At 43.5% G+C, this 23,777-nt stretch carries 13 protein-coding genes; 4 read left to right on the forward strand and 9 right to left on the reverse strand.

Annotation, left to right across the window (positions count from 1 at the left end; all coding sequences use genetic code 11):
- Window positions 1–221: 221 nt before the first annotated feature.
- The 8 genes from HQN88_RS17845 to HQN88_RS17880 form a co-directional block, all read right to left on the reverse strand.
- Window positions 222–1,994, reverse strand: a complete 1,773-nt coding sequence (locus HQN88_RS17845) for an S-layer homology domain-containing protein (protein WP_173114875.1) — start codon at window positions 1,992–1,994, stop codon at window positions 222–224.
- A gap of 64 nt (window positions 1,995–2,058) precedes the next feature.
- A complete protein-coding gene (locus HQN88_RS17850; RefSeq protein ID WP_173114878.1) occupies window positions 2,059–6,933 on the reverse strand; it encodes a sugar-binding protein in 4,875 nt (1,624 codons plus the stop codon).
- A gap of 450 nt (window positions 6,934–7,383) precedes the next feature.
- Complete coding sequence (locus HQN88_RS38425; RefSeq protein ID WP_173114881.1) at window positions 7,384–9,249, reverse strand: heparinase II/III domain-containing protein; 1,866 nt, start codon at window positions 9,247–9,249, stop codon at window positions 7,384–7,386.
- A gap of 7 nt (window positions 9,250–9,256) precedes the next feature.
- A complete protein-coding gene (locus tag HQN88_RS17860; protein ID WP_173114884.1) occupies window positions 9,257–11,554 on the reverse strand; it encodes a glycoside hydrolase family 95 protein in 2,298 nt (765 codons plus the stop codon).
- Between the two features lie 107 nt (window positions 11,555–11,661).
- The gene (locus tag HQN88_RS17865; RefSeq protein ID WP_173114887.1) at window positions 11,662–13,209 is read right to left on the reverse strand and encodes an ABC transporter substrate-binding protein; all 1,548 of its coding nucleotides are present in this window, start codon (window positions 13,207–13,209) and stop codon (window positions 11,662–11,664) included.
- Window positions 13,210–13,282: 73 nt separating this feature from the next.
- Complete coding sequence (locus HQN88_RS17870) at window positions 13,283–14,224, reverse strand: carbohydrate ABC transporter permease (RefSeq protein WP_246320302.1); 942 nt, start codon at window positions 14,222–14,224, stop codon at window positions 13,283–13,285.
- An 11-nt stretch (window positions 14,225–14,235) separates the two neighbouring features.
- A complete protein-coding gene (locus HQN88_RS17875; RefSeq protein ID WP_246320303.1) occupies window positions 14,236–15,159 on the reverse strand; it encodes an ABC transporter permease in 924 nt (307 codons plus the stop codon).
- A gap of 158 nt (window positions 15,160–15,317) precedes the next feature.
- Complete coding sequence (locus HQN88_RS17880; protein ID WP_173114890.1) at window positions 15,318–16,760, reverse strand: ABC transporter substrate-binding protein; 1,443 nt, start codon at window positions 16,758–16,760, stop codon at window positions 15,318–15,320.
- A gap of 70 nt (window positions 16,761–16,830) precedes the next feature.
- Here HQN88_RS17880 and HQN88_RS17885 point away from each other — a divergent pair, with 70 nt between their 5' ends.
- Window positions 16,831–18,675: a sensor histidine kinase gene (locus HQN88_RS17885; protein ID WP_173114893.1), complete on the forward strand. Its 1,845-nt coding sequence runs from the start codon at window positions 16,831–16,833 to the stop codon at window positions 18,673–18,675.
- Window positions 18,676–18,703: 28 nt separating this feature from the next.
- Window positions 18,704–20,323 carry a response regulator transcription factor gene (locus HQN88_RS17890; protein WP_173114896.1) on the forward strand — a complete coding sequence of 540 codons (1,620 nt, stop codon included), beginning with the start codon at window positions 18,704–18,706 and terminating at the stop codon, window positions 20,321–20,323.
- A gap of 65 nt (window positions 20,324–20,388) precedes the next feature.
- Here HQN88_RS17890 and HQN88_RS17895 read toward each other — a convergent pair whose 3' ends face one another.
- Entirely contained in the window at window positions 20,389–21,588 is a 1,200-nt protein-coding gene (locus HQN88_RS17895; protein WP_173114900.1) for a Gfo/Idh/MocA family protein, read from the reverse strand.
- 222 nt (window positions 21,589–21,810) lie between these two features.
- On the opposite strand from HQN88_RS17895, the gene HQN88_RS17900 reads away from it, so the two are divergent.
- Together HQN88_RS17900 and HQN88_RS17905 are read left to right on the forward strand one after the other, a co-directional pair.
- Window positions 21,811–22,620, forward strand: coding sequence for a sugar phosphate isomerase/epimerase family protein (locus HQN88_RS17900; protein WP_173114903.1), 810 nt, complete (start codon window positions 21,811–21,813; stop codon window positions 22,618–22,620).
- Window positions 22,621–22,779: 159 nt separating this feature from the next.
- Window positions 22,780–23,673 carry an AraC family transcriptional regulator gene (locus HQN88_RS17905; RefSeq protein ID WP_173114906.1) on the forward strand — a complete coding sequence of 298 codons (894 nt, stop codon included), beginning with the start codon at window positions 22,780–22,782 and terminating at the stop codon, window positions 23,671–23,673.
- Window positions 23,674–23,777: the final 104 nt, after the last annotated feature.

Below are 23,777 nucleotides of genomic sequence, written 5' to 3' on the forward strand. Positions count from 1 at the left end.
GAATCCAGCTTTCGAATACATACTTCGACGCAAGCATTCAATCACATACCTTCTTTCAGTTATATTCTACCTGATTGTTTTTTTCGGGAAATAAAGAATATTTAGATTCCTATTCATATATTAAGATAGTTTCACTTCTTTTGATCATGTACATAAAAACAGCGCCACCCCATGTTTCGTATGCCTTACGGCAATTCTCAACATGGGATGGCGCTCTTCACCTACAAGAGATTGGCATACTTGCTGTACAGTTCATATAGTAATTTAGCAGCCTCTGCACGTGTCATGTTGTCAGTTGGCCGAATGTGCGTTCCATCACCGGAAATGATTCCTTGTTGAACTAAGGCTGCTACACTAGTTTTGGCATAGCTCGCAATGTCCGCATGGTCTGCGAATGCGCTAATTCCCGAAGCATCGCTTGGAAGTATAAGCTTATTAGTCAATTGTAATGCTCTCACTGACATCACCATTAAGTCCTGTCTAGAGATTGGTGCATTCGGCATAAACGCATTGCCATTTGCGCCATTCGTAATTCCTAAACTACGGGCAATGGACACCGATTTGAAGAAATAATCACTGGCTTGGACATCCTCAAAGGAAGAAACATCCGCGTTATCTGTATTTAGGTCAAGGGTGCGAACCAGAAGAGAAATAAAATCGGCACGTGTAATATCGTTTTTGGGTCCAAACTGTGTATCCGTAACGCCATTAATAATACCTTTGGAAGCGAGGACTTCGATCGGTTTTTGCGCCCATGCTATGTCCTTGATATCCATAAAGCTTCTGATTTCATACACGGCTGCGTACTTGCTCCAATGTGTGGTCTGGAAAATAACTCGACCTGTTGCGGCATCGTATCTGCCAGATGGCAGCCTTTGCACATTCCCACTATCGTCGACATACCAAACATTCACATATTCAGGGTGCAGCAATTCCTCGGCTGTTGGCTGATAAGGCAGGCTTACCGTAACGGGGACCTTCTCGTTATGCCAAGCTACCTTCTGACCATCAATCTCGATGTTTAAATCGATGACTGGGTTCTTGCCAATCATAGTCCTTAGCTCACTGCTCCAGGCTGAGGTATCCGCAATTTGAACAGATAGAACAACATTGTCCGATTGTGAAAGTTCATTGTTCTTCAGCATATCTTTTGGAACAATGACTGTCGCAAGCGGCGTTTGGATGTCAACTTGCTTGATTCCACCGTTCGTCTGGAAGAAAGCAGATGGAATAGACAAAGCATATGCTGTTGCACCTTCAGTAGGGGGAATAACCACTGTCTTTTTGTTCGTAGCGTCAGATCCCTTTTGGCTTTGGAGCTGGTTAAGCAAATCTACAGTAAGTGTTGCTTTAGCTGTACCCTGATTAAGCTGCGGTGTAAGTTGCACGATATTTGTCCCAACAACTGGGGGTAAATTGCCATTCGCATTGTTATTTCCATTATTATTCCCATTACTTCCCGATACCGACCTACTTGTAATAGGAAGAGAAGAAGATACGCCATCTGTCCAGATGGCAGGTGATGTTCCAGAAGCCCCTAATTTGACGGAAATCAGATGTACAACCGCGTTTCCTTGTTCAAGAGCTTTAAAATTCAAGGTAATAAGGTTGAAATCCCCCTGACTAGCCGGCGCTTGTCCTGTTTTTGTAATTGCATAAATAATTTGATTTCCTTCTACTTTTGGGGCAACTTCTAGACTTGCATTCTCTGGGAAAAGGTCCCGATTAGGAGTAATGTCTGGTGAACCTGATTTATCAACATATTGCAATCGCTCTGCATCATAGGTAAACACAATTTCCATGCCATACAGGTTGGCAACTTGTTGTCCCTTAATTGTCATCGTAATGGTCTGACCAGTCTCTACTGTGTTACTTGAAAATGTGACGGCATATGTAGGTTGGGCTGTTGCAGCATAGCTATTCCATGAAAACAGACTCATCGTGAGGGAAACTAAGAGCATTAGGCAGGATGCCAGCTTAAAGTAAGTTTTCATCGTCATTATCCACCTTGTGATAGAGATTAGGAGGAAGGTTTCCCCTTCCCCCTACTTGCGCTTATTAAATTTGGTTGGCTACTTCAATCAAGTCAAAGATATCGATGATATTGTCACCATTCACATCATACTTTTTCACTGTGTTCCAATCACTGCTAGACGCTGCGGATTTTCCGTATTGTTGCGCCATCAGAACTAAATAACTAAAGTTGTAACCAGCAATTTGTTGATCATTAAAATGATTAATAGCCTTATTCAGGTCGTCAGCTGCTTTATCCACATCTGCCTGTGCAGCTACCGGATTACTCTTTACAGCAAGGGCAGAAGTAATCTGAGTCTGCAGCGTCGCTTTAGATCCTGCTTCATATTGGCCTGGCTGAGTCCCCTCAACTGCATTTGATAAGATTGTTTGGGCAATCGTAATCACACCTTGGAGTGCAGTCTTGTCAATCACAACCACAACCACATTTTGCGAAGACAATTGCGCTGAGCTAAGTTCACCTTGGCCGTCTGATGTGACCGCAGCTGTCACTGCAATTACAGTAGTCTTGTCTGCTGCTGGTTCTTTGGCCTTCCAATTCAGCTTGAACACATCTCCTGATGCTGAGATTGCACCGCTTGGCTGCGTGCTCACGCCAAAGATACGAATTTGGCCTGGAACATTCTTGTCTACAGTAACGGAAGTAAGTCCAGCTTTTAGTGAAACAGCATCTACAAACTCGATATCTTCTGGATCATAACTCACCATGACGTCCACACCATAAACAGCAGTGGTTACGCTACTTGTCGGGAAAGTCAAACCTAGATTGGTGGAGAAGGATGCTCCATGATTAACGGAGCCAACACCGGCAAGTGTTGTAGATAATACTTGTTGATTTCCTACTAATTGCCCATTTAACGCAACTAATTTGCCGCCTTTACTTCCTGTGCCATCCGTCGAGGAAGCAACAACACGAACAAAACCATTCTTTACAGCCGTTAACAACCCCGTGGAGCTAATTACTGCCTTATTGGTCGGTGTCACACCATCAGCTTCATACACATTCCACAGTACGGTAGCTTGTGTTGCTGTTGAAGGAATGACAAACGCCTGAAATTGAGAAGTACCACCGTTCGTGCTAATATCATTGCCAGAAACGGATATGGAGGTAACAAGAATTGGCGCTTCATTCGTCGTAACGGCAAGAGATGAGCTGGATGCAGAGAGATTGCCCGCAGCGTCACGTGCACGCACACTAAAGCTGTATGCGGTAGCTGGCTGTAAATTACTAACCACATAGGTGGTTGCCGTCAAGCCGGAAGCTATTTTATTCGTACCGTTATAAACCTCATAAGTTACACTGCTTGTTTCATCCGTTGAAGCCGTCCAACTTAGATTTGCGGATTGATGGGTTTTCTCCGTAACCTGTACATTCCCTGGCACAGTTGGCGGCGTCGTGTCTCCCACTTGCCCCTGCAGTGTCAGATTCCCCCATCGGGATGTGTTGGAATAACCGATTCCTTTACCATCACTCCAGATCGCTGTACTTGTTCTGGAACCTACACCCTTATCATCATTGACCTGTGAGTCAAAGCCTATGACTTTTCCTACAGAACCTTTAATCGTTTTAAATGGAATTTTGACTTCTACGAGATATCCAGTAGCTGTTAATGAAGTGGAGCTAGTAAATTCCGAACCATTTCCTTGGCTTCCTACCGTCTTTGCATTGTCATAATTAATTCTGTATTGTCTGTCATCCGGCTGATGAGAATTTGTTTTGCCATTGTTCTCATCCAAGAATATCTCCACAGAATCTTGTTCCCAAGGATTTGCATTGGTTTTACGTAATACAGGATCGGTAACTTCAGAAAGCACATACAGATTATCAACATCCCATAGAACTCGAACCTTCCCCGTAGCACCGGAAGTTACGGGAGCTGTGGAATTATCAATATATTTGTTAACATTGAGAATCGTCGCTGAGTTCCAGATCGGGTCAATAGCACCATCAATCGTAGGTGTGCCAAAGCGTGCTGTTCCGCTCTCTGGCGTAAACACCATGGTTTGTCTGATGGCATCAATATCGATGACATCATTGCCAATAGGATTAGCGCTTGTATAACTGGTTTCATACGCGCCGATGTCGTATTTAGCACCTTGTGGACGTGCCGCATGAGTAATGTCAATGGAAGGTGCTAATGTCTTCGTCCCTCTATCAATAGCTGGTGAATTCGACTGGAGACGAAGGAAATTGGCATTTGCCGGATCCAACGACACGAATTTGGGATCTGTGATTACATCGTTGACTCCGACTTCTTTCGGCGTACCACCACCATAATAGATGTTGTTGGCATAGATAACAAATTCACTGCCACTGGCATTATTAATAGAATAATTGACTTCCCCTTGACGAAGATCTCTAGAATACACAATGTTGTTAAAGATATTTACCTTCTCCGAGCTGCTTGCGAACAGCTGCGCATACGTCAAGTGAAGATTTTGATTGTTGTTGTACAGCGTATTGTTCATAATATCTACGTTAGCTGAGTTAAAAGAGTGAATACCTGATCCCCCGTTGTTATAGGAGATATTATTCTCCACCAGCGTTTTCCCTTTATAAGGCGGGAAGGTTGCTCCAGTGTTTTTATTATAATCAATAATGATCCCGTTCCCGTCGGAATACGTTTTGACTTGATTCCATTTCACATTCGTTTGATTGTGATGGACGGTATTGTTGCGAATAATACTCTTGTAACCTGTCTGTGTGTCTATATCCACTCCCCCTAGGACACTGATACCGCTACAAGCATACATCGTATACCAAGCGTTATTGTAAACCAGATTGTCCTCTATGGTGATATAGTCAACATTAGCGGAGCCGATCCCCCCAGCAGGTAGATCATGAATAATGCTATTTCTTACTGTAATATGATGAAAAGGTGGCAAACCATTGGCTAAATTTGTTCCACTGTTAATGTTAATTCCGTTCGTGTTGGCTTTCGTGAATCTTGGGTCTCCATAGTTAACAGGTAGACCAGCTGTGGTTTGCTCTAACCAGTAGTTATAGGCGGCTTCACCGTCAGCAAGAGTGAGGTTGGCGTTGTTTCCTTTAACTTCAATCCCATCAATGATGATATAGCTGGCTTGTACGAGAATGACATCCCAAGCATTATCAGAGAAAAGTACAGGATGTGCGCCTGGCGCTGCTTTGTATGTGATATACGCTGGCTGATTCGTTGCCGTGTTGAATGCGCCTGATTTGGTAATGGTCACCATTCGGTTGCCACCACTGTAAGTATACAGACCATCCATGATATTCACCGTATCGCCAGGCGCGGTAAGATTAGCAGCCTTTTGTATCGTCTGGAACGGCGTAGTCGTGGACTTTCCATCATTGGCATCGCTTCCAGTAGGACTTACATAATAATTGATTGGCGTACCAATAACTGGTGCCGCATCTAGCAAAGTTCCTGGCGATGCATGAATTACCGGTGCTGTTCCCGCAAGATTGGACGTTAATATTTTGATATTATCTACTAGAATCGTAGATTTGCTATGCGTGCCTGCATCAACATGGAGCATAAATGCGGCGATACCATTCGTAGTAAATGCACTGGCATTCTGTATGGGTTCATTATTAACTAACTTTGTTGTAACGCCATCTTTCACATGATAGAGATCATAGCTTAACGTATCTGCATGTACGACCAATTTGAGCGTGAAGGCTTTATTCACTTCCCATGTCGTCCTTGCAGCAAATGCGCCATTTCCAGTCCCTGATGAACGAGAGAAAATTTTCCCTGTTTTGGAGAGCAGCAACGTGTTGCTCTTCACACCACTCCAAGCTCCATCTACTAATCTCAGATAGTAATCGGCATTTGCATCTTTCAGCATGAAATCCGCTTCCAGCGTGTAGCTCTTGTAGATGGAATCATTTCCCCAAGATTGGAAGATCGGAAATCCAATATCCCCTGGCTCATCCTGCGTTGTTGTCACATCTACCCAACGCGAATTGTTCTCATAAACAATCTTCATGACTGATGGGGATTTGGCGTCTAGAATATTCGTTTTAATGACGGACCCTGTAGCTGTGCCTGCAATTGTTGCATCTGTATCGTTTGTTTCAAAGGTCGTTGTTCTTAAAAGTGTAGCATCCGCCGCAGGCGTGTAGGCATCACGAACATCATTCGAATAGGACAGTTTGATATTGTCATATCGGACAGTCGTGCTAGTTGCCGCAGTTGTACCGACAGCCTCAATATTGTAATAGACAACACCAGTTGATAAAAAATCGTGACTTGGCGTACCGTAAGCACCCATTAACGGCTCGCCACTTGCCAGCATTGTTGTTTGCCCTGTCGTTTTATCTGTGATAAACAGATCGTATTTATTGATATCGTTGTAGAGATCCAACTTAACGACATACGTTTTATTCGCCTCCCAGGTACCTCGTTTAACATAAGTCCCTTGGGCGAGTGTACCTGATCTCACTTGCAAATCTCCACTAGGTAAAAATTTAGCAATAGGAAGATTTTGCCCCCAGTCTCCTGGGATAACCTTCAGATCAAACTCTTTGGCTTGATTACTGAACGTTAAAGATCCTTCGAAGCTAAAACGGTTTCCCGTTGTTTGAGCGCCTGAGCCCGCTGCATAGTAAAACCGCGTTTTCCCCTGTTGATCCGCTGGTACGGTAACTTCCAGAGCCCGATTTTCATTGGACTCACTGACAATCTTTTTGGAGAACGAAGTTTCCACTTGAAACATGGTAGGAACTGGTGCTATCTCTGCTCCTACAGCAAACGAACCGAAATTTGGGTCTGTCGTTTCAAAGGTATGATTCATTTTGACTGTTTCAGCTGCATTCGCTTTGTGGCTTAACGGGGTAAAACCTATACTTGCGACTGACAATAGAAGTGTGAGTGCCGTGATACATGATGTGATTTTTTTGAATTTCATCATTCGTTGCTTCCTCCTCATAGTCTGTATGAATCTATCGTGGAAGGGATAGATTGCCTACATAAATAACTGGTTAGCTGGTAATCCACACCTCCTAGCGCTCGTTTACCCGTCCCCCTTTGTTGCAGCCATAAATGGAAACGTTACCATTCCAATTCAACAAAACAATTCAAGCTTGAAGTGATGGAACAATTGCGCTCAGATATTAGTATTCTGAATTAGAACTCACTTCAATACATATTCTACCTGATTGATTTTTTTTGGAAATGAAGGATATTTAGATTCCTATCAATATATTAAGAAGCGTAATATTAACAACCGTCAAATTAACTTTCAATCTGACGGTTGTTTGCTGGAGACGGCATTTGGGCCGGCTCAGAGTCACTTTTGCGCGCGCCAGCTCCTGAGCCGTCGATTTTCGACGGCTCGGCTGCGAGGCTCGATGGTCTAAAGTTACGTTCCCACTTGTTCAAATGTAAACGAGCAGGTGCCTTGATTAACGTCCGTTTGACAGCTTAGGGTTATTCTGTAAATACACTCGCCCCAAACTTTTGTCATCCATTTATCCTTCGTTTCGATCCGCTCTTGCTTCATCGCGAATCGTTCCGGATATACCATTCGAACAGAGCTTCTCGCTCCAATCTGGAATAGAAGCTCACCCGAACACACTTCTTGTACTTGGCAACAGGTCATAAATTGCCATTGCAAGGCATTACTGCTCCTGCTCAAATTATAGGCATCACGCAGGATGACGCTTGCAGGCGAAGATCGATGCAGTGTGATCTCGCGATTCCACTCATGTATACCCGCCTCTGACGGATACGCAGCAGCTATGTCGAGTGTAAGCCGAGCCTCTTCCTCACCCGCCATGTAAGCTACCCGTTTCGCTTTGTAATCACGACCTGGAAGCTGCTCATATCCGTTCACCGTCGGGACATTATGATACGTGGATCGCATCGTCCATAATTCATACCGTTGATCGCTGAACGTTTGCTTATTATAAGAATTAACGCCTGCATCAACGATGACAGGATGTCCATCCGCATACAGAATAAACTGTCCAATATCGTTATGATTATGGCTTTCGTCATTGTGGCCGCCTTTGGCAGCGATGTATAAGCCTGCTGGGGAACCGCTCTGTTCTCTTGCCGCCATCACTTGAATGCCGTCCAACCACACATCCCTCAGATAGGGCGGAGAGACGTCGGCACGGCTCAAAGCCGCATAATATTTGATTTCCGATAGACTGCGAAGCATGGGAAACCAGGGATGCTGAATAAGTTTAGCCGAACTCAAGCGGTATTGATGAACTGCCTGATCGCATAACAGCGGATCTTCGATGAATACCCCGTACTTGTAGGCTTGCACCGACTGGAAGTTAGTGATCTTGGCAGAACCGTCAGCAAAATTAATAAAATACCCGTCATAAATGTGCGCACGATAAATATATCGGCCAATATTTTGGATTAATGGCTCCTTGAACAGATCAACTGTATCGCCAGTGGCATGCTTAAGCAGCTCGAGACAATCGAGCAGTGCTCCTCCAGCCCGATCCCAATACGTAGTCCCTTCATCACAGCCACCATCCGAATGATAACTTTCTAGGAAAGTATCCAGACTTGCGAGAAATTTAGTGAGCCCTTCCCATCTGCGTGTAGGATCTTCTTCTACAAGAAGCAACGCTGTTAAGAAGCAGGAATTAATCCACGGATTCCAATTATTTACTGGCTTTTTCGCAAAGCCCATCCAAAAATAGTCATCGCGCTCCATATACGCATCCAATATGCGCTTTTTCACTTCCCTCTGAATACGCTGCACGATATGAGGGGTCATCTTATTCAACTCGTCTCGAAGCAAATAGGAGACCCAAGCCAGCAACGAACCTGTCTCTGCCCCTCGTAAATCCAACGAATGGCCCTTCCCGAGAGGCAGCACGTCTTCCTCACTATGCATGATACCGATCCAACTTGTCTCTTCGCAAATAGCCCATATCCCATTGACAATATCATCGAGGAATCGTCCTTCTCCCTCTATGCACTCTGCTACGACCAACGTTCCCAGGGCTGTTCTTCGCTTCAAATACGTCTCATCGCAGAGATCCAGAGAACCCGTTCGCGCAAAGGTCAACATCATCGATGCCGAAATAATCGGCCACTCATAATTTGAATAACTCTCTCCTTGTTCGATCAATTGCCTTCTCACTTCCACAGGCATATCTTTCCAATATGCCCTGTCACTTGCCGACGGGAAGAGCTGAAACTGTTCTCGGTTAATCATGTTCTGTTCTTGCAGCATGTTACGGAATTGCTCACTAATCACACTTAATCTACTCCTCCACGATAAGCCTAATTACCTGTCCCGGCTCCATATTAAATTGAATTGTCCGTTGATCTTGCTCAACCATATTTATGGTCTGATTGTGTTCATCCTTGGCACAGATAGGCAAATGAGCATAAACTCGGCAGCGTCCACCATGACTGGCACGAATCGTAGCTGCTTGCAACTGTCCATGCGCCCAATGCATATCAATTTCATAACCACCTCGCGCTTTCAAACCAGTAACGCTCCCATTCTTCCAACTGGATGGAAGAGCAGGCAGCAGCTCTATCATGCCATGATGGCTTTGCAGCAACAGTTCCACAATGCCCGCTGCTCCCCCAAAATTGCCGTCAATCTGAAAAGGCGGGTGATTGTCCAGCAGATTCGGTAAAGTCGAATGTGTTAGAAGCTCTCCCATATGAAAAGCAGCCTGATTACCATCTTTTAACCGGGCATAAAAGTTAATGATCCACGCACGACTCCATCCCGTTTGACCTCCGCCATGGGCCAAACGTCTCTGTAAAGTTATTCTTGCTGCCCCCGCCAACTCCGGTGTACGGCTAACGCTTATGCCAGTTCCAGGATGAAGCGCGAACAAGTGGGAAATATGCCGATGCCCTGGATGTACTTCCTCATAATCTTCGGACCACTCTTGTATCCCTCCATATTTACTAATCCGTGTTGGTGGAAGCTTACTTCGTGCATGTGCCAGTTGAATCCGAAACTCCTCATCTACCTCCAAGTGTTCGGAGGCATCCATACAAGCCGAGAATAACTCGGTCAAGATTTGATTATCCATCGTCGGTGAAGAACATAGAATACCTGTATCCCCAGTGGGCAATATATACTTATTTTCAGGTGAAACTGAAGGTGAACTGATCAGCCAGCCGTTCTCATCCTGAATCAAGAAATCAAGGAAGAACAAGGCCGCTTCTTTCATTGTGTCATAGGCTCTCTTCAGAAACTCCTTATCTTGCGTAAATTGGTAATGCTCCCAGAGATGCAAACTTAACCATGCTCCGCCAAAGGGCCAATAGGTAGCGGGAAGATGCATGTCCTGTGGCGCCGTATCCGCCCATATATCGGTATTGTGATGTGCAACAAAGCCACGACATCCATACATAATGGCAGCTGTTTGTCTGCCATGCTCCCTCATTCGTTCGATCAGATCAAATAATGGCTCATGGCATTCCGACAAGTTGCAGGTTTCAGCCAACCAGTAATTCATTTGTGTATTAATGTTAATCGTATATTTACTGTCCCATGCCGGCAGCATCTCATCATTCCAAATCCCTTGCAGATTCGCAGGTAATGAACCGGGACGGCTGCTGGCAATGAGCAGATAACGGCCAAATTGAACATACAGTGCAATTAGCCCTAGATCCTCCTGCCCCTGCTTAACCAGTTCGAGTCGCTCTGGCGTGGATAGCGTCTCCCGAACATCCGGCTCAATCCCTTCAAGTTGTAAAGTCAAGCGAGTATACAAGGTTCTATAATCAGCTATATGGTCTGCTAGTAACATCTCGTATGGCTTGACAGCAGCTTGCGCAATCAGATCTGTACACGCTTCCTCAGGATCCGCATATCTAAAAGTTGTAGCAGCCGACAGCACAAATGTCACCGCATGAGCACCTTGAATCGTAATATGTTCACCCATGGTCTGGACGATACCACCATCTGCGACTGCCCTTACCATAATGACATAGTCCTTGTCCGATAAGCCGTAACACTGATTACGCATGACAATCGTATCATGGCCTATTTTTCCTGTTACATCTGCATATTTACCTTCTTTGCGATCTAATCTGGCATAAAGCGAAATACCCGCAGGATTAGATGTTTCAAGACGTGTAATCAGTACACTGTCAGGGAAGCTCGCAAAGGTTTCCCGGCGATACGAGTATCCATCTCGTTCATATGTTGTAGTCGCAACCGCACGTTCAAGGTCAAGCTCTCTTCGATAATGGGAAATACCATTCTCGTCTTCCTCAATAAACAGCAGCAAATCCCCCGCAGGTATATAGTGACGCTGACTGTTCGGTGTTCCTGAAAAAGCCAATTCGGCTAGCCGATGAGCTTCAGCAGCTCTTCCTTCTTTAAGCAATCTCCTCATTTCACCGAGTTGCGGCAAGGCATCGCGATTATTCCGATCGCGAGGTCCCCCATACCAGATGGAGTCTTCATTCAGCTGAATTCTTTCATTTCGAATTCTGCCAAACACCATCCCTCCCAATCGTCCATTACCCACAGGCAATGCCTCATTCCAATCACTAGCCGGCTTCTTAAACAATAAGTTTTGGCTCATCCACTTTCCACCTTTTGTCATTTGAAGTTAATACAGCGCCACCACATCGTGAGTTCCCCCTAATCGGGTGATTCTCAACAATGTAATGACGCTGCTTCCGTTATTTCTTACTTTTTAGTTTTCAAAAACTCATCTACTTGCTTTTGTTTCTCAGCAATAACTTTATCCATGCCAGCTTTTTTCAGCTTATCGTTGAACTCTGCCAAATATTTCTCCGGTTCAAGTACACCACCGCTAAGGCCATCAATATAGGATTTATACACACTGGCTAAAGCTGCCTCTTCATTCTTGGTGCTATCACTATTATAAGTGAAGCCGAGGATTGGAGAAGCTACACCCGCTGCGTTGAATGTTTTGAATTTCTCCCATTTCTGAGGATCTTCATTTTGGAACAAATAAGTCAAGAACTGATTCCCTACTTGCCAAGTGTTTCCAGGAAAATATCCTGTATCCTTCGAAGTTGCGAAGCCGTCCGGTGTCTTGATGACGTTATCTTTGCCAGCAACCTTCACGTAATGCTTTCCTTCAATTCCGTAGTCCATCAAGTTGACGATGCGAGCATCACTATGCATCAGGTTCAAGAACATAACCGCTCTTTCAGGATCTTTCGACGTTCTGGAAACGGCAAGCATCGAATTGTTGAGATCAGCAGATGCAACGTAAGGCTGTGTAAATTCCACTTGGATTAATGGCTTTTTACTCGTGTTACTTGCCTCTAGATCTCCGCCTGGTTTAAGCTGCGACCATCTGGATGCGACCAATCCTTCGTCCGTTTGTGCTTTCAGATTCGTGTTCGTGCCTGGATCTTTTTGGAAGTAGCCTTTTAGGTTCCAATTATACATTAATTTAAATAGGTTCTTCATTTCTTCTGTTTCAAAAAGATTGACAACCTTAGGGGACGTACCCGTTTTGGAAATAACACCCGGAGTTGCAAATCCGCCAATCGTTTCAAATGGCAGCAAGTTCAAGAAGTTGGAAGTTGCTTGGATCGGGATCACATCAGCAGACTCGCCTGCTTTTACTTGCTGTAGGAATGGTTCCAAGTCTTCCAGTTTTTTAACTGTTTTCAGATCCAATTTATACTTTTCTACCAGATCCTTGCGCAAGAATAGACCTTGCATGGATGCCATCTCTTTTTGCGTAGGAAGCGCATAATTTAAGCCTTTGATTGTTGTACCTGTTAAATACTTTGGATTAATCGATTTAATAATATCTTGTCCGTACTTCTCCAACAGATTATTCGCCGGATCGTTCAACGCAACGTAGGCGCCTTTGGCCACATTGATACTCAGATCATTACCCGAAGTAAACATGAGATCAAATGGCTCACCGGATGCAATCATCAGATTCGTCTTTTGGGCATAATCGCCCCAGCCTAAGTGATTAATTTTGACCGTAGCATTAATCTTTTCTTTCGTAATTTTATTGATTTCTTCCTCAACCAGCGCCACATCTTTTTGTGCAGTAGGTCCCGCGAAATAAATCGATATTTCACGTGGCTCCAATTTTTTGGCTGGTGCAGCAGTTGTAGCTCCAGATGAAGAGGCAGGTGCTTTTGTTGCTGTTTCTGTACCCGATTTCGAACAAGCGGATAAAAGCAGTGCTGGCAGTGTAACAGCCAGAGCAATTGTGTTAAGCTTTTTCATATTACTCATGTATAAACCCTCCTATAATGTCGTTCTTTTATATGCTTAGCCAGATGGTCTGGTTATAGCCAATCAAGTAATGTTACCCTTTTACAGAGCCTACAGTTAGTCCCTTAACCAAATACTTCTGTAAGAACGGATATACCATAATAATAGGCCCAATACCTATGACCGCCATGGCCATTTTTGCCGTTTCAGAAGGAAGTGTCTTTTGAATGGCATTCACAGCCTGAATACTGGCAGCACCAGAGTTGATATAGTTAAGATCGCTAATGACCTTATACAACAAATATTGTAAACTTACTAGCTTAGGATTGTTAATAAAAATTAATGAGGTGTACCAGTCGTTCCAATACGATAACATTTGAAACAGCCCGATTGTAGCAAGTACCGGCAACGATAACGGCAAAATAATTTTGCCATAAATCCTTAATTCGCCAGCACCATCGATTTTGGCCGATTCTATAAGCGCATGAGGTATCGTATTCGTGAAGAAAATACGCATAATAATAACATTAAAAGGAACAACAAGATGTGGAATGATAAGCGCCAGCAGCGTATTTTTCAAGCCAGCCTGTGAATAAAGCAAATACCAAGGGACGAGCCCACCACCGAATAGCATGGTAAAAAAGACAATGAAAGAAAACTGATTTCGATAAGGAAAATCCGGTCGTGACACTGGGTAAGCAAACAAGGATGTAACTAATAAACTTAGGAACGTGCCAACCACTGTCACTAGAATAGAAATCCCATAACCCGTTGTTATTTTATCCAAATCATCAATGAGGAACCTATAGGCATCCACGGAAAATACCTCAGGAATAAATCGATAGCCTTCTCTCAAAATGTTGCTTTCCGCAGAAAACGAAACCGAAATGACTAACAGTAAAGGCACCACACATAGTAAACTCGTAAGTCCCAACACGGTCACCAAGACGTAATAACTAACGGGTGACATGGCATTGGCGTGATATGTTTTGGATTTTCTTTTGATGATCTCACGCGATTTAACGACTTCTTCCATTGCAAATCCCCCTAAAATAATGCATTTTCTTTGCTGACACGTCTGACAACGAGATTCGTCAACAACACCAGTACAAAGCCCACGGACGCTTGATAGAAACCGGCTGCAGCCGACATACCGACATTACCGTTTAATAGGAAATTCCGGTAGACAAACGTATCAATAACTTCCGTAGCAGGAAGCAGTGATCCTGAATTGAGTGGTGCCTGATAGAATAATCCGAAATCCGCATTGAATATTCGGCTAATTTGCAGCAGCACCATAACGATCACAACGGGTGCAAGCATCGGCAGCGTAATATGGAGCATTTGTCTGAACTTGCTAGCACCATCAATTAAAGCAGCTTCATAATACTCGGTATCAATGGATACGATCGCTGCCAAGTAGACGACCGCAAAGTAACCTATGTGCTTCCAAGTGTTGACGACCGGTAGAATATAGAACCATTTATCCGCTTCCGCATACCACGAGATGGCGTCCATCCCGAAGAATTTCAAAACCGTTGAATTTATAAATCCGGCTTGCCCAAGAATGGCATACAGGATGTAACTTACCGCTACATACGAGATAAAATAAGGAAAAAGGATTGTGCTCTGGAATGCCCTCTTAAGCTTCATTCCACGAATTTCGTTCAATCCAATGGATACCGCAACTGCTCCAAGTGTGTTTAACACAATAAATACAGCATTGAAACCAATCGTATTACGCGTTGCTGTCCACGCCACATCGGTTTGTACGAGGTATTTAAAGTTTTCCAACCCTACCCATGGACTGTGCAAAATACCATCAGTGAAATTGTAATTTTTAAAAGCAAGAATTACCCCAAACATCGGAATATAGTTGTTGAAAATGACAATGGCTAGCGCGGGCAGCATCATCAAGAATAAAACTCGGAAGCGCACGATATTTCTCATGTGTTCTGAAAGTCTAGTCATGTTGAATCTTCACTCCAATCTCTCTTTGTATATTTACATTCTATCTTTTTACACAAATTTGAAAATAAAGCATTTTAGGATTTATGTAAAAATATTTAGGTAGACATAAAAAAAACGAAGGATGTCGATAATTGACAGGCTTCGTTTTTTTACAACGGTTATTTATCTAGTGGGTGTTTCATATCAAAAGTTGCTTGGATATACGATTGGATTGAAATGGAGCCCATTTGTATGGCTCCTTGAAGCATCGCATTCAGACGTTGCGTTTCTGCTACCAGCATATCTTGAACCGGAGCTGTTCCAGATGCGACTTCTCGGTAAGCTTTGAGTCGATTATTCCATCCAAAATGATCTTGATTTATAACACTTGTCGTTATTGAGCTGTCCAAGAGTACAGGTGGTTTCGGATAAAATGACTCCAACGTCGTAGGCTGAAAACTCATAAACTTAGAGTTGACCTGCACAGCGTCAATTGCCTTGGTTTGCCTTATACGAGATGACACTGGGAAATAAATCCCCTTCTCATACATCTTTGTAATCACGCTGTCTGAATGAAGATACTGCCAGAATCGCGTGCTTGCTTCACTGTGGGAGGTTGCACTATTAATTCCAATGACCGGCTCAGGAACAATCATTAAGGCACCAGCTCCAATTTTCTGTTGATCCAATGCTGGCGGCATTCCCACTCCCCAGTCTGTTTGGATGTTGAGTTCATTTTCCAGCCTGTAAACATCACTGCTAGAAAGTAGCATCATCCCTACATTACCCTTGGCAAACTGCGTAAGCGCCGTGTCATACTTCATAGTCAGATTCCCCGGGAATAAACTGCCGTTATTCTTCATGTCCAACATCGTTTGCATCCAAGGGATATAACCTGTTGTGTCGAACTTACCCGCTTTGAAATTAAATACGGAAACTCCGCTATATGTCATTGGAATCTCCATGCTTTGCATGAAACCGTACCATTCCTCCGCAAGCGGCCAGACAAACCCATACTTCTGATTGCCAATTTGCTTTTTAGCGATCATCGTGGCCATTTCCTTCAACTCCGCAAGCGTTTGCGGCGGGCGATTCTCATCCAGACCTGCCAATCGGAACAACTCCTTATTGTAGCCAAGCCTAACAGTGCTTAGACCGTAAGGAATCACATATTGTTTGCCATTGAAACTGCCATATTCGAATGCCCAATCCGAGTAATCCTGTTTCATCGTTGCTGGAAGATCTCCGGTTATGTCCTTGAACCAATTCTTATACATATAAGTGGCAACCCAATCCGAGTGAATGGAAAAAAGATCCGGCCCCTCGCCTGAAGTCATAAGCATGTTTAATGTTCTTGTGTAATTTTCACGGGGAATGGTAAGTAATTGAACAAACACATGATCCGGATTTGTTTGATTATAGGTATCGATCACTCGTCTCATCTCGGCGTCCGATCCAAACGATGCGTAGGAGAATGTAATGATCTCTTTCGGTCGTTCACTTACGGGTTGACCACCTCCGTTTATCTCATTGGACATGGACCGAATATACTGTATACTAGCAAGAATTATACTTATAACTAAAAAGACACCGACAACAACAAACCATTTTTTTTGTTTCATTTCAAAACACCTTCCCTTACAATGGGGTTATCCACCCTTATTCAAAGCTTGATAGAAAGGAGATTGCGTGATGTGGCCACGCCCCCTTAAACAGCTTTTCCTTAATAATATCAGCATTAAAAACAGACTGCTCATCTATTTTTTATCACTTGTGCTTATTCCATCAACCATTATTGTTACTTCGTTATACCAACAATCAAGCTCTACCATTTCTGAAAACATGACCGATTCTATCGATCGCAGCATGAATATGATGGAATTAAATGTATTAGAAACCTTGGAACAAATCAACGATATTACGACCAAAATCTATACAAGCAATACCTTGCAAGGTATTCTATCCTCCGATAAACCTGGCGATGATATTGGCATTATCAACGAGATGACCCAATTAAATACCTTGCTTGACAGCTACAGTTTGACCAATATGGGCCGAACCAAATTCACACTCAATTTGTTCTTAATGAATCGCCCGGAGTATCATCTATTCCCTTTTATCACCCATGTGTCCAGTGTTGAATCTGTCCAAGACCAGGGATGGTATCAATCCATGCCTTTTAAAAGCCGATTTCGAGTACTTGGCCTATATCAAGGCAGCAGTGATTTAGACGGTCTACCCAGCTATTACATACGAACAGCGAAGCAGCTCTATGAACTTGATAATTTAGCGATTCCGTATGCTGGACTGATTACCGCTGATGTGAATATTGCCGATTTTGGCAAAATCATGGATAGTTTAAAACCATCCCCGCATAGCGAAGTCTATATTCTAAATGAAACGGGTCAGGTGATGGTCGGCCCCCGTATGGGCGAAGTCAATCAGCCGTTCATTGGTCAGAATCTCATCCAAGAAACAACAGTTAAGGGAACTAATGATTTCCAATCGCGATTAGGCTCCATTCAAAACACAGAATCACTCATCGCCAGCAAGTTCATTCCGCAATTAAACTGGCGAATTGTAACCGTTTCACCACTGCGAGATTTGAACGGCAAGCTTCTCTCCTTCCGAAACGTCATGATCCTTGTGATCCTGGTAAGTTTGGTGATGGCTTTCATTCTTGCTCTCTATTTATCCAACAATATTACGAATCCGATACGCAAATTTGTACGCGCGATCTCTACAACAGACTCTGAATTGTTCAATGTTTCTATTGAGTATAAACGGAATGATGAGTTCTTATATTTGTTTCAAAGGTTTAATAAAATGATCCGACAAATGAAAGAGCTCGTCAATCAACTCTATGTATCTGAGGTCAATAAGAAGAAGGCAGAGCTCGAAGCGCTGCAGGCTCAAATCAATCCTCATTTTTTATATAACACCTTGGATTCCATTAATTGGATGGCGCTCAAAAAGCAAGTACCTGAAATTAGTTTAATGGTTACCTCCTTATCTGATTTCTTTCGACTTACGCTGAATAAAGGTCGTTCCATCATCCTTCTAGAGGACGAAATCAATCAAATGCAAGCTTATTTGACCATTCAGCAAATCCGCTTGAGTCATAAATTAACTTTCACCATCGAGGCTCCAACGGAATTACTCCAGTTTGTTACCGTAAAACTTATTTTGCAACCCTTAATCGAAAATGCAATCATCCATGGTTTCAATGCAAGTCGAGGACGAGGCCACCTCACGATTAGCCTAACATTGGACGGAAACGACCTTCATGTACGTGTCTCGGACAATGGCAGCGGTTCTCAATCCGACGTTCATAAGATTATGGAGCTCCTCTCCTCCCAAGTGGAAGAAACAGCTTCCTTCGGAATTCGCAACGTGAATACCCGAATCAAGCAATGGTTTGGTGGACAATACGGTTTACACTATGAAGCCAACATGGATCAAGGATTAACAGCCATTATTCACCTTCCCGCAAGAAAGTCGATGGATGGATTGATGGTGGAGGACAACTCGGAATAAGTTGTAAGCGCTACGAAGGAGGAATACGATGATTACCATGGTAATTGCTGATGATGAAGAAATGATTCGAGATGGTCTACATACCATCGTAGATTGGGCCGAATTTGGCATTGAGGTAGTTGGTCTTGCAGAGGATGGGAAAGAAGCATTCGATATATGTATGAGCTTAGAGCCAGATATCCTCTGTACGGATATTCGCATGCCAATTATGGATGGTCTTGAGCTTTCTCAAAAACTCCGTGAAGCAGGAAATACGACTAAGATTGTGTTTATCAGCGGTGTTCAAGACTTTCATTACGCCAAAACAGCCCTAAGCATGCATGCTGAAGCCTATGTCTTAAAGCCTGTAAAACTTCATGAATTGAAAGAAGTTTTCGGCCAGGTAGCAGCGAAGATTGTCAGGGAACGCGACAGCGAGGAGCTGAATTCCAAGCTGCATAAGCAGCTGAAAGACAGTATTCCTGCCCTCCGAGAGAAGCTTCTCATCCAGCTGCTATCTCGCTATTATAGCAATGAGATGGAGATTTACGAGAAAATCGGCTATTACCAAATCCCTCTTTACAAGGGAGAAGCTACAGCGATTGGCTTACTCCAAATCGATGACTATGAGAATGCGCTTGCCCACTATAACGAAGAGAACAAACAGCTATTATTTTTCGCTATCCATAACGTCATTCAAGAGATTATGACGAATGCTGCCAGCGGGTTTGCTTTTACCAATATTATGGAAAATGAACTTATTCTTATTTTCAACGAGAAATCGCTTCTTGGCCACAAATATATCGACCTTGCAGAAGAAATCGTCCGTTGTGTCCGTCAATATGTGAAGGTATCCGCCTCCATTGGCATTGGCTCTTCGGTTAGTTCTGTCCTACAGCTTAGCGTCTCATATCAAGAAGCGAAAGAAGCCCTGCAGCACACCTTTTTCACGGGCAAAGAATCTGTCGTAACGATTCATGATATTGCACATAACAAAGGTGAATCCGAGCGCCATTTGCAGCTCCATGAGCTTGAAAAACAGCTGACTCAACAGCTGAAGCTTGGTGATGCCCAAGGTGTCACTACGTTAATGAATAAGTTGTTTGATGAGGTTATTTTACCTAACAGCACACAAGTTGAGCATGTGTATCATCACAGTGCTGAACTAGTCTTTCAGTTAGCACGACCTTTGCAGGAGGCAGATGAATCCTACCAATCCATCTTAGGGAAGTCCACGAGTGATCTCCTTCAGATCATTCAAACCAAGAAGGATATTGATAGCCTTCGCAGCTATATGACAAGCTTCATCGAAGAAATAGCTCTCTATCTGAAGAATAAGCATCATAGTAAAAACCAAAGAGTGATTGCACGAATTAAGCAATACATCAATCAGCACTATATGAACAATGTCACCATTCAGCTATTAGCGGAAGAAGTTTTTCTCAGTCCAACCTACATGTGTCAAATCTTTAAACAGGAGACCGATGAAACTATCATAGAGTTTTTAACGAAGGTGCGGATCGAGAAAGCCAAGGATCTACTGAAATCACCAGATTTGAAAATTTTTGTTATCGCTGAGATGGTCGGTTTCGAGAATGCCACCTATTTTACAACTGTATTCAAAAAACTTACCGGCGTTATTCCTGGAAAATACAGGGAAAGTCTATAAAAAAGAACGAAAAAGTGAGGGAGAAATACCCCTCACTTTTTTTAAATTTGTGCTATCTGTGAAATTTACGCTTTAGAGAAGGAGCTTGTCATATCTTCCTCTACTAGATTAGCAGCGACCGTGTTCTTTTTATATTTGGATCTCTTGATGAGCTCTTGAAGCTTAGATTCATAAGCATCCGCATCAATTGGCAGCTCGATTGTCGTCTTGTTGAAAGAGGATAACATGATACTGTTCGCAAGCGTTAATCCGTTAATACCTTCCGTACCATGTGCAATTAACAGACTTTCATCCCCGTTCTCAATAGCGCTAATAAATCGCTCCATGACATAGGGATGGTTGTGGGGAACATTCAGTTTAACCGGAACCTCGGTATACCAGGTCTCGATATTTTCAAATTTGGTCGGCGTGTCTTGAATGTGATGGATCATCGAAGCTCTGCCTTTGTTAATAATAATCTTATCATTTTCAAAAATTAAATTTCCGAACTCACCTACAATTTCCATACGGTTCGTTCCAGGTGACTCAGCCGTTGTCACGATGAAATGACCGATCATGCCATTCTCATGCTCGAAATAAGCGGTCACTTCATCCTCAACTTCAATGTTATGATACTTGCCAATATGTGCGAAGCCATGAACATGAGATGGCATGCCAAACAGCCATTGGTACAAATCCAAATTATGCGGACACTGATTCGTCAGGATGCCTCCTCCTTCACCAGCCCACGTTGCGCGCCAATCACCACTATCGAAGTAGAGCTGCGAGCGAAACCACTTGGTGTTCACCCACGTAACACGCATCAATCTGCCTAATTCCCCGCTGGCAACGATCTCCTTCAGTTTACGATGAAACGGCAGCGTTCTTTCTTGGAACATGATGCCGAAAATAAGATCAGGCTGCTTCGCTTTGGCTTTCTCATAGGCAGCGATGATAGCCTTCGCATCATTGACATGAACAGCGATAGGCTTTTCACAAAGCACATGAATACCTCTCTCGAAAGCTTCTATGGCAATCGCGGTATGATCGTAGTGTGGCACGGCGATGATTATCGCTTCTAGCCCAGATTCATCGAATAAATCCACGACATGGTAATAGGCTTGTGTTTGTAACTCTGCCCCATATTGGTCTGCTTTCTCCTTGACGATATCGCAAACACCAACGACTTCAACCCTATCCAATCCTTTGAGAATAGGAACATGCACGCCTCCACCAATGGCTCCAAGTCCAACAATGCCTACTTTCAATTTCGTTGCTGCGCTCATGGCATGAATCTCCCTCTACGAGTATAATTTTATGATCTCTGCCTCATTGTATCGCTTCGAATTGCCCCCACCTATGCATTATCTTCGTCTTTTTATGCCCTATTTTTCGATTCATCTCATTATTTGAAAATAGTGCAAGTCATTCTTAAAATACTGCATGTTCAGTCCGTTCGCTTCTTGTTACTCTGAAGGGGCAGGTAATGAAACTACGGAGGTATTGATATGAAAATTGCATTCCAAACCTTAGCTACACCCAACTGGAGTTGGACACATACCTTAAGTGAAGCCAAACGCATGGGCTACGATGGGATTGAACTTCGAGGCATTGATGGTGAGATGTACTTACCCAAGGCACAACCTTTCCTTCCTGAAAACATAGAACAAACGCTCATTGACATTGAACGCTCAGGTCTAGAAATTTGCTGTCTGGATGCGTCATCCTCCTTTCATGATCCCGATAAGGTATCGCAAGCCATTCAAGAAGGGAAGGACTATATCGATCTCGCGGTACAATTGAAAGTCCCTTATATTCGTGTATTCGGAGATCTTTTGCCTCAAACTGATTCAAGAACTGAGGTTGTCAAACGCATTAGCGGTGCCCTGACAGAGCTAGGGCAATATGCGGAAGGTAAACAAGTTACCGTCTTGCTCGAGACACATGGTGATATTAACAACTACCAAATCGTTCAGGAAATTCTGACGGGAGCAGCAAGCAGCGCGCTTGGTCTATTGTGGGATTTCGGCCATCCTTATTTTAATAAAGAAGACCCTGAAGTCACGTATAGAGAATTAGCTCCCTATATCAAACACACGCATGTCAAAGATGCCAAAATTTTACCACTCGGTCATGAGCTTTGTCTGATCGGAGAAGGTGATGTCCCCGTGGCAGAAATGATACATATTTTGAAAAGGAATCACTATGATGGCTGGTTATCACTTGAATTCGAGAAAAAATGGTATCCGGATCTGCTAGATGAGCCCGAAGTATCCTTGCCAGCTTATATGGCGTATGTAAAAGGAGTTTTAGCCTAACAAAGAAGAAGCAGCAGACTGGTGGTGAACGCCAGAACTACTGCTTTTTTCTTTATGCTTGAGTGAGGTAAGGTTATTGACAAATATTCGAAAGATCAATGATAATGTGAGCATGCAAAGCCTGCGCTTGCTTATCGCTCTCGAAAGGTGGCTGATGTCATGCCCTTTTATCCGTACAAGGCGTTTATGGACGATGCATTTCCTTTTAAAATAGATATCAAAAACAATGAGGTTCTTAGTGGCAGCATCCCTCATTCTCATGAATATTTTCAGATCTGCTATGTCATGAAAGGAACATGTCTGCATAAAGTAAATGGCAAAACAGCTACACTAATTAAAGGCGACTTGTTTTCCATTCCACCCAATTTCGAGCATCAAATTGAGCTGATTCCCAATAAACACACGGAAATTGCCCATATTGATTTCATGCCTTTCTTACTTGATCATAGTTTACAAGGACTCACGGATATGACCAGTTTTGTCGATTTCGCTTTCATCCAGCCTTTTGTTGCCTTGAACGATCGGTTGCTTCCCAAGTTGAATCTGAGCCATGAGGTGCAACTAGATACGGAACGTCTGATAGCTGAAATGATACGGGAGCTGCAAGAACGTAAGGATGGGTTTACACTCATCATTAAATTAAATTTGCAGAAGCTCCTAGTTGTAGCTGGTCGCGAATACGCGGCTTATGTAGAGAAAACGACTGAAAACAAGCACGTTCAAGCTAATCGTAAATATTTCGAAAAAGCCTTGGATTTTATTAAATTGAACTACAACTCTGAGCTTCATTTGCAAGAGGTTGCCTCCAAAGCAGCTATGTCGCCTACCTATTTCAGCACGATGTTTAAAATATTGAAGGGCCGCTCCTTTGTCGAATATGTGAATGACATTCGGCTGGAAGAAGCCATGAAACTGCTCAAAGAAACGGATGAGCGCATCGAAGACATCTCCTACCTTACTGGGTTTAATCATATGTCCCACTTTCATCGCACATTTAAGAAAGCTACAAACCTGACTCCCGCGGAGTATCGCAAGCTGAGTCATGTGGAGTGAAATCAAGCTGGAAGAGGAAGACTTCGCGCGCGCGGGTGTAAGCCCACGATCCGCCGCCGCACACACTTTCGGAAAGCCGTGACCTGTAACGCCCGAAATTGGCG

The sequence above is a fragment of the Paenibacillus qinlingensis genome (assembly GCF_013204845.1).
In the GTDB taxonomy this organism is placed as follows: Bacteria; Bacillota; Bacilli; order Paenibacillales; family NBRC-103111; genus Paenibacillus_E; species Paenibacillus_E qinlingensis.

Coding starts and splice junctions, on each gene's coding strand:
- HQN88_RS17905 (WP_173114906.1), top strand. CDS start 22,780: ATGCCCTTTTATCCGTACAAGGCGTTTATGGACGATGCATTTCCTTTT.
- HQN88_RS17875 (WP_246320303.1), bottom strand. CDS start 15,159: ATGACTAGACTTTCAGAACACATGAGAAATATCGTGCGCTTCCGAGTT.
- HQN88_RS17890 (WP_173114896.1), top strand. CDS start 18,704: ATGATTACCATGGTAATTGCTGATGATGAAGAAATGATTCGAGATGGT.
- HQN88_RS17880 (WP_173114890.1), bottom strand. CDS start 16,760: ATGAAACAAAAAAAATGGTTTGTTGTTGTCGGTGTCTTTTTAGTTATA.
- HQN88_RS17885 (WP_173114893.1), top strand. CDS start 16,831: ATGTGGCCACGCCCCCTTAAACAGCTTTTCCTTAATAATATCAGCATT.
- HQN88_RS17895 (WP_173114900.1), bottom strand. CDS start 21,588: ATGAGCGCAGCAACGAAATTGAAAGTAGGCATTGTTGGACTTGGAGCC.
- HQN88_RS17845 (WP_173114875.1), bottom strand. CDS start 1,994: ATGAAAACTTACTTTAAGCTGGCATCCTGCCTAATGCTCTTAGTTTCC.
- HQN88_RS17860 (WP_173114884.1), bottom strand. CDS start 11,554: ATGAGCCAAAACTTATTGTTTAAGAAGCCGGCTAGTGATTGGAATGAG.
- HQN88_RS17870 (WP_246320302.1), bottom strand. CDS start 14,224: ATGGAAGAAGTCGTTAAATCGCGTGAGATCATCAAAAGAAAATCCAAA.
- HQN88_RS17900 (WP_173114903.1), top strand. CDS start 21,811: ATGAAAATTGCATTCCAAACCTTAGCTACACCCAACTGGAGTTGGACA.
- HQN88_RS17865 (WP_173114887.1), bottom strand. CDS start 13,209: ATGAGTAATATGAAAAAGCTTAACACAATTGCTCTGGCTGTTACACTG.
- HQN88_RS17850 (WP_173114878.1), bottom strand. CDS start 6,933: ATGATGAAATTCAAAAAAATCACATCATGTATCACGGCACTCACACTT.